The organism is Flavobacterium zhairuonense (assembly GCF_004352915.1).
Lineage (GTDB): Bacteria > Bacteroidota > Bacteroidia > Flavobacteriales > Flavobacteriaceae > Flavobacterium > Flavobacterium zhairuonense.
Genome location: NZ_SJSY01000033.1, coordinates 1 through 780 on the forward strand (window position 1 = coordinate 1; position 780 = coordinate 780).

Here is a 780-nt window from a genome sequence, read left to right on the forward strand (position 1 = left end):
GCTGGAACTTGTGCCAATTCTGGAACTTACACCAACACTTGGACTGCTAAAGATGTCTGCAATAACACTTCAACAGTTTTCACACAGGTAATCACCATTCAGGATACTACTGCGCCAACTTGGACAACCCAAGCAGGCACTTTAGATGTTACTTTGCAATGTAGCGATGCGGCAGGATTGACTGCTGCACAAAATCAGGCTCCTGTTGCCACAGACAATTGTGGTGGAACTGTAACCTATACAAAAGTGAGCGGAACTTTCGCAGCTGGGACTTGTGCCAATTCTGGAACTTACACCAACACTTGGACTGCTAAAGATGTCTGCAATAATACTTCAACAGTTTTCACACAGATAATTACAATCCAAGACACAACAGCTCCTACTTGGAATACCCAAGCAGGCATTTTAGATGTTACTTTGCAATGCAGCGATGCGGCAGGATTGACTGCTGCACAAAATCAGGCTCCTGTTGCCACAGACAATTGTGGTGGAACTGTAACCTATACAAAAGTGAGCGGAACTTTCGCAGCTGGAACTTGTGCCAATTCTGGAACTTACACCAACACTTGGACTGCTAAAGATGTCTGCAATAACACTTCAACAGTTTTCACACAGGTAATCACCATTCAGGATACTACTGCGCCAACTTGGACAACCCAAGCAGGCACTTTAGATGTTACTTTGCAATGCAGCGATGTGGCAGGATTGACAGCCGCACAAAATCAGGCTCCTGTTGCCACAGACAATTGTGGTGGAACTGTAACCTATACAAAAGTGAGC

General features: G+C 45.0%; 1 protein-coding gene. It reads left to right on the forward strand.

The window, feature by feature from the left end; translation table 11 throughout:
• On the forward strand, positions 1-780 hold a 780-nt coding region (locus EYY60_RS00060), incomplete at both ends, for an HYR-like domain-containing protein (protein ID WP_317128841.1).